Annotated in this window: 7 protein-coding genes; 5 read left to right on the top strand and 2 right to left on the bottom strand. The window is 71.6% G+C overall.

Annotation, left to right across the window (positions count from 1 at the left end):
- Window positions 1–173, bottom strand: a 173-nt coding sequence (locus tag D450_RS35535; protein WP_161631137.1) for a thiovarsolin family RiPP, incomplete at its 3' end; no start/stop codon positions are given.
- Between the two features lie 307 nt (window positions 174–480).
- Between D450_RS35535 and D450_RS0102480 the strand changes: the two genes are divergently transcribed.
- A complete protein-coding gene (locus D450_RS0102480; protein ID WP_017537102.1) occupies window positions 481–1,620 on the top strand; it encodes an inosamine-phosphate amidinotransferase in 1,140 nt (379 codons plus the stop codon).
- 33 nt (window positions 1,621–1,653) lie between these two features.
- Here D450_RS0102480 and dpgD read toward each other — a convergent pair whose 3' ends face one another.
- Window positions 1,654–2,487, bottom strand: coding sequence for an enoyl-CoA-hydratase DpgD (gene dpgD, locus D450_RS0102475; protein ID WP_083932530.1), 834 nt, complete (start codon window positions 2,485–2,487; stop codon window positions 1,654–1,656).
- A gap of 69 nt (window positions 2,488–2,556) precedes the next feature.
- Between dpgD and dpgA the strand changes: the two genes are divergently transcribed.
- The 4 genes from dpgA to D450_RS0102455 all read left to right on the top strand — a co-directional run.
- On the top strand, window positions 2,557–3,702 hold the full coding sequence (gene dpgA, locus D450_RS0102470) for a 3,5-dihydroxyphenylacetyl-CoA synthase DpgA (RefSeq protein WP_338037938.1): 1,146 nt from the start codon (window positions 2,557–2,559) through the stop codon (window positions 3,700–3,702).
- A 33-nt stretch (window positions 3,703–3,735) separates the two neighbouring features.
- Window positions 3,736–4,446 (top strand): enoyl-CoA-hydratase DpgB, encoded by a 711-nt coding sequence (gene dpgB / locus D450_RS0102465; protein WP_017537099.1) that lies wholly within the window; start codon window positions 3,736–3,738, stop codon window positions 4,444–4,446.
- Entirely contained in the window at window positions 4,443–5,831 is a 1,389-nt protein-coding gene (gene dpgC, locus D450_RS0102460) for a (3,5-dihydroxyphenyl)acetyl-CoA 1,2-dioxygenase DpgC (protein ID WP_017537098.1), read from the top strand. Before dpgB ends, dpgC begins: the two co-directional genes overlap by 4 nt.
- Window positions 5,806–6,840: aminotransferase class I/II-fold pyridoxal phosphate-dependent enzyme (locus tag D450_RS0102455; RefSeq protein ID WP_017537097.1), on the top strand; the 1,035-nt coding region annotated here is incomplete at its 3' end. The genes dpgC and D450_RS0102455, both read left to right, overlap by 26 nt.

The following is a 6,840-nucleotide window of genomic DNA, read 5'->3' as shown; positions in this document are numbered from 1 at the left end:
AACGAGTCGCCGACGCCGCGGACCGTCTGGGCCCTCGGCGCGGTGAAGAACGCGTCGCCCGCGCCGCGGACGGCCGTGCCGGCCCGCGCCTCCAGGAACGACTGCAGCCGGTCGGGCCCCAGCTCGGCGAGGCCGTTCAGATCCCCGCAGGGCCGGGAAACCTTTTCAGACATGTCGAGTCTCCTTTGGAATCCTCCGTGGTCATTCCGATCCGGAGTGCTGAAAAGCGCAGAATGAAAATGCATCGGAGAGTGGACGGACGTCGACCGCTCTCCGGTGGGCATCCGTTGATTCCGCACGGCGGGGCCGACGCTACCCGGCGCTCGGGCTGCATGGCAGTAGCCCTTGAGTGAGGAAAGACTGTCCGGTCGCCGGACCTGCTCCAGGAGGCCGGTTCGAATGATTGCTTCTTTGTGGGGTTGACGCGTTTGAGCGCCTCTTGTAATTTCGCTGAATGCCCTGGTTTCGAAGGAGGCGGGAATGCTGCTGAGCAGTTTCGACGAATGGTCCCCGCTCAAAGAAGTCGTCGTCGGTTCGGCCGCCAATTACACCTCCCATGAGCGTGAACTCTCCTTTGAACTCTTCTTTCACGAGCACCTGAAGTCGGAGTGGTACTACCCCCGGCTGTCCCCTGCGCGCGACGGCGGCGGGCGCAGGCCCGGCCGCTCGCCGATCAAGCAGCGCTACGTCGACGAGCTCAACGAGGACCTCGAAGGGATCGCCAAGACGCTGGAGTCGCTCTCGGTCAAGGTCCTGCGCCCGATCGACCTGCACGAGTCGACCACCGAGGTGAGCACGCCCGCGTGGTCGGCCGCCGTCGTACCGCCGCTCAACGTCCGCGACATCGCGCTCGTCCTGGGCGACGAGATCATCGAGACCTCGCCGATGATCCGGTCCCGCTACTTCGAGACCCAGTTCCTCACCGGGATCTTCGCCGACTACTTCCGCCGCGGCGCGCGCTGGACGGTGATGCCCCGGCCGCTGATGACCGACGCCTCCTTCGACCCCTCGTACGCGGACAACGCGGCCGGCGGCCCGATGGAGCCGGTCGCCGGCCGGGAGCCCTCCCCCTACGACGTCGGCTTCGAGATCATGTTCGACGGGGCCCAGTGCCTGCGCCTGGGGCGCGATGTGGTCGCCAACATCTCGACCGCCAACCACGCCATGGCGGTCGACTGGCTGGAGCGCCACCTCGAAGGGCGCTTCCGGATCCACCGGGTCCACCGCCTCAGCGACAGCCACATCGACAGCATGGTGCTGGCCCTGCGCCCGGGCACCCTCCTGGTGCGCTCGGAGGAGGTGGCCGAGTACCTCCCCGAGCCGCTGCGCAGGTGGGACAGGATCGTGGCGCCCGCACCCGGCGAGGACGCCTTCCCGCGCTACGAGGACGACGACCTCGTGCTCACCACCCCGTTCATCGACCTCAACGTGCTGTCGGTGGACCCGGAGACGGTCCTGGTCAACGAAGCGTGCCCGGACCTGGCGCGGACCCTGGAACGGCACGGGTTCACCGCCGTTCCCGTCCGGCACCGCCACCGGCGGCTGTTCGGCGGGGGCTTCCACTGCTTCACCCTCGACACGGTCCGGGAGGGCGGGCCCGAGGACTACCTCTACGGCTGAGATGGGGTGTGGCGTCCGGCCGGACCGCCGGCCTCAGTACCCCCGCCACTCGGGCGGGCGCTGCTCCGCGAACGCGAGCGGCCCCTCCTCGGCGTCCCGGCTGCGCATGCGCTTCTCCTCCCACGCGTACCGGGTGGCGAAGGCCTGTTCCACCGACATGCCGGCCGACTTCGCGGCGGCCTCCTTGATGGAGCGGACGGAGAGGGGCGAGCAGCGCAGGACGTCCCGGACCCAGCCGTCGGCGCAGGCGCGGAGGTCCCCCGGCGGCACCACCTCGTTGACCAGCCCGAGCTCGTACGCGCGCGCGGCCGTCATCCGGCGCCCCGTCATCAGGTACCCCATGGCGGTCGTGAAGGGGATCTGCCGGGACAGCCGGAAGACGCCCCCCGCTCCGGGAACGAGTCCGCGCCGTGCTTCGGGAAGGGCGAACTCGGCGTCCTCGGACGCCACGACGATGTCGCAGGCCAGAGCGAGTTCGAACCCGCCTCCCAGGGCGTATCCCCGCACTTCGGCGATGAGGGGTTTGACCATATCGAAGCGTTCGGTCAGCCGCGGCCACCCCGGACGCCCCCGGCTGCCGAACGTGGTGGGCTCCGCTTCTCCCGACCGGATCTGCGCGGCGCGCTCCTTGAGGTCCTGCCCGACCGAGAAGGCGCGCTCCCCGGCGCCGGAGAGGACACCGACCCAGATATCGTCGTCGGCTTCGAAGTCGTCCCAGACCTCCGCGAGTTCTTCGTGCATGCGGGTGTCCATGGCGTTCAGCACGTGGGGGCGGTCGAGAGTTATGCGTGCGACGCGGCCGTGTTTCTCGTATCGGACTCTGGGCCCCTGGCCGGCTGTTTCCGTTTCCGCCGCGGGAGAGCTCATGGGGCCCAAGTTATCAACGGCGGTCTTCTCCAGGTAGTCCCTTGATGAGAGGGGAGGGCGAAAAGACTGATGAGAGGCGTCCGAGCTCCGGATACGGAGGGCGCGGGAGGGTGTTCCGGCGCTGGAACGCCCGAATCGCACCCGCGGATCACCGCGGTCGGTACCGCTCTGCCTCCGCATTCCTATACACAGCACGAACTGCTGGAGATCTTCGGGATCGAGGAGCCCCGGATCAGGTCGGTGTTCCTGAACAGCGCGATCGACCGGCGCCACCTGACCCTGCCTCCGAAATCCCCGAGCGGGGGAATGGTGCAGGAGACGCAGGGGGACCTCCTGCGCAGACACGTGGACAGCGGCCTGTCCATGGGGGCCTCCGCGATCCGGACGTGCTTGAAGCGGGCGGGCGCGGACGTCTCGGACGTCCGGTACCTGTGCTGCGTCTCCTCGACGGGGTTCATCACGCCGGGGTTCAGCGCGCTGCTGATCAAGGAGATGGGGATCCCCACCGCCACTTCGCGCCTGGACGTCGTGGGCATGGGGTGCAACGCGGGGCTCAACGCCCTGGGGGCGGTGGCGGGGTGGTCCGGGGCCCGCCCCGGGGCGCTCGCGCTCATGGTCTGCATCGAAGCCTGCTCCGCCGCCTACGTCTTCGACGGGACGATGCGCACGTCGGTCGTGAACAGCCTGTTCGGCGACGGTGCGGCGGCGGTCGCGGTCCAGGCCGGCGCCGAGCCCGCCGGGGGAGGGACCGCAGGGGACGGGGCCCGAGGGGGCGCGCCCGCCCTCCTCGGGTTCGCCAGCGAGACCGTCCCCGAGGCCTCCGATGCCATGCGCTACGACTGGGACGAGACCCACGGCCGGTTCAGCTTCTCCCTCGATCCGGACATCCCCTATGTCGTGGGGGCGCATGCCGCGGACCCGGTGCGGCGCCTCCTCGCGGACGCGGGCCTGCGCCGCTCCGACATCGCGCACTGGATCGTGCACTCGGGAGGCAAGAAGGTCATCGACGCATTGCGCGTCAATCTCCGGCTCACCCGGCACGACCTGCGGCACACCACCGGTGTGCTCCGGGACTGCGGGAACCTGTCCAGCGGATCGTTCCTCTTCTCCTACGAACGCCTGCTCGCCGAGGGGGCGGCGGTCCCGGGGGACCACGGGGTGCTGATGACGATGGGCCCGGGATCGACGATCGAGACGGCGCTGCTGCGGTGGTAGCGGCACCGTGGGAGAGGAGAGGAGCGCAGGGGCATGAACGCGCGCAGTGACATGCACGAGATCGACGAGGAGTTCGAGTTCACGCTGGAGGTCGACGGCACGCGCCCGCTCGCCGAGCTCACCGCGGCGCTGAACGGGGTGTGCGACCGCGTCGAGGAGGCCTCCGGGCCGGCGGTCGTCGTCCTTTGGCCCGGCCCAACCTCACCGGACGGCCGCTCCTGGCCCGGGAAGGTGGAGACCCGGGAGGTCGGCCGCTGGGAGAAGGCCGTGCGGCGGCTGGAGCGCCTCGACGCGGTGGTCATCGGGGTGATCCGCGGGACCTGCGGCGGCCCCGCGCTCGACCTCCTCCTGGCGAGCGACTACCGGATCGGGAGCACGGACATGCGGCTGCTGATGCCCGTCAACGAGGGCCAGTTCTGGCCCGGCATGGCGGTGCACCGGCTGGTCCACCAGGTGGGGGCGGCGCGGACGCGCCAACTGGTGCTGTGGGCCGACGGGATCACCGCCGACCGCGCCGGCGAGCTGGGGCTGGTCGACGACGTGGCCGCGCAGGTCGCCGACTCGGTGCGGGCGGCGGCCCTGCTGCTCGGCCGCATCGCCGGCCCGGAGCTCGCGGTCCGGCGCCAGCTGCTCATGGAGGCCCCGACCACGGGCTTCGAGGAGGCCCTCGGCGCCCACCTGGCCGCGTGCGACCGGGAGCTGCGCCGGCTGGGCGGCGCCGAGCCGGAGGGGGCGCGTCCATGACGGCACCGCTCGCCGCGCGGGTCGAGGACTGGCGCGCGGCCATGCCCGTGCAGAAGGGCGCACTCGCCGACGATGCCGCGGCACTGGCGGGGTTCGTCCGCGCGGGTGAGGAGCTGCTCGCGGCGCTGCCCGAACGGCGGGACCGCGACCGGGGACGGCAGCGCACCGCCGACCGCGTCCTGGGGGCGTGCCGCGCGCTGCGGGGCCGGTTCATCGGCCTGCACGCCGACGGGGTGTACGAGGCTCTGACCCGGGGCGGGGAGCGGAGGGAGCGGCTGTCCGACCTCGCCTTCGCCGCCGCCGAGGCGTTCCCCGGCCTGGTGCCGACCCGGGAGCAGCTCGGCGCGGAGCGGCGGCACGTCCAGGAGGACAAGGAGGGCCGCGAGATCGACCAGGGCGTCTTCTTCCGGGGCCTGCTGCGGTCGCCGGACGCCGGCCCCCGCCTCATGGAGTCGATGCTGGCGCCCTCCCCGCGTGCGGAGCGCCTGCTCCCGGACTTCCGGCGGTCGGGACGGCTCGACCTGCCGACCGTGCGGCTGAGGCGGAGCGGGCGGGCGGCCCATCTGACGCTCTGCAACGAGCACTGCCTGAACGCCGAGGACGACCGGCTGGTCGATGACCTGGAGACCGCCGTCGACCTGGTGCTCATGGACGACGGGACCGGCGTGGGCGTCGTCCGCGGAGGCGTGATGACCCACCCGCGCTACCGGGGACGGCGCGTCTTCAGCGCCGGCATCAACCTGTCGGACCTGCACGGCGGCAGGATCTCCTTCGTCGACTTCCTGCTGCGCAGGGAGATGGGGTGCCTGGGCAAGGTGATGCACGGGCTGCACCCGGGGCCGGACGCGGACGGCCTCACCCGGCAGGCGGTGCACAAGCCCTGGGTCGCCGCGGTGGACGCGTTCGCGATCGGCGGCGGCATGCAGCTGCTCCTGCTCTTCGACCGCGTCATCGCCGAGAAGGACGCCTACTTCAGCCTTCCGGCCGCCCAGGAGGGGATCGTTCCGGGCGTGGCGGGTCTGCGCCTGGGCCGGTTCACGGGGAGCCGGCTGGCGCGGCGGATCATCCTCTCGGGGCAGAGGATCCGGGCCACGGACCCGGAGGCCGGCCTGGTGTGCGACGAGGTCGTGGACGCCGACGCCGTCGAGGGCGCCGTGGAGCGGGCGGCCGAGGAGCTGGACGCCCCGGCGGTGGTGGAGAACCGGAGGATGCTCGCCCTCGCGGAGGAGCCGCCGGACCGGCTCCGGGAGTACCTGGCCGAGTTCGCCGCCGTCCAGGCGTCCCGGCTCTACAGCAAGGACGTCCTGGACAAGGTCGCAGCGGCGTGGTCGCGCAGCGGCCGGGCGCGGAAGGGAGCGGGTGACGGTGCTGATCGACGGGGCTGACCTGCACGGGTCCCTGCACCATCCGGTCCTGGGGTCCATCAACTTCCTGAACGAGATCATGGACCGGTACCCGGACGCGGTGTCCCTGGCGCCGGGCGCCCCGCAGCTCGCCCCGGTCGGGGGTGCGGACATCGCCGCCTGCGTCGACCGCTTCCTGGACCACGTCCGCTCCGTCCGCGGCGTGGACCGGGAACGGGCGCGCAGGCTCCTCACCGAGTACGGTCCGGCGCGCGGGCTGATCAACGACATCGTCGCCGACGCCCTGCGAGCGGCCGGCCACGTCGATGTCCCGCCCGAAGCGCTGGTCATCACCGTCGGCGCGCAGGAGGCCATGCTGCTCACCCTGCGTACCCTGTTCCGCCCGGGACGCGACGTGCTGGCCGTGGCCGACCCGTGCTTCGTCGGGATCTCGGGGGCGGCCCGCCTCCTGGACATCGGCATCGTTCCGGTCTCCGAGACCGAGGACGGCATCGACCTCGACCGCTTGGCGGCGGCGTGCCGAGAGGCCAGAGGGCGCGGGAAGCGGATCCGTGCGCTCTACGCGGCCCCGGACTTCTCCAACCCGTCGGGAAACCTTCTGGACCTCTCCCACCGCAGACGCCTGCTCGACCTGGCGGAAGCAGAGGACTTCCTCATCCTGGAGGACAACGCCTACGCGTTCACAGCACCGCCGGGGCAGGAGCTCCCACCGCTCAAGGCGCTCGACGGGGGCGGGCGGGTGATCCTGATCGGCACCTTCGCGAAGGTCTGCATGCCCGGGGCCCGGGTCGGATTCGTCGTCGCCGACCAGGAGGTGCGCTCCGGCGGCGGAGAACGGTCCTTGCTCAGCGACGCCGTCACCGCGGTCAAGAGCATGACGACGGTCAACACCTCCCCCGTCTCCCAGGCCGTCATCGGAGGGATGCTGCTGGAGCACGGCGGGTCGCTCGACGCGATGGGCCGGCGGAAGGCCGCCCTGTACCGGCGCAACCTCGCCCACCTGCTGGAGGCGTTGGACCGCCGGCTGGCA

Origin of the sequence: Nocardiopsis halophila DSM 44494, from assembly GCF_000341245.1 — a bacterium.
GTDB lineage: Bacteria > Actinomycetota > Actinomycetes > Streptosporangiales > Streptosporangiaceae > Nocardiopsis_A > Nocardiopsis_A halophila.
Note: the sequence above shows the minus strand (reverse complement) of the source record. Positions and strands in the feature narration are given on the sequence as shown.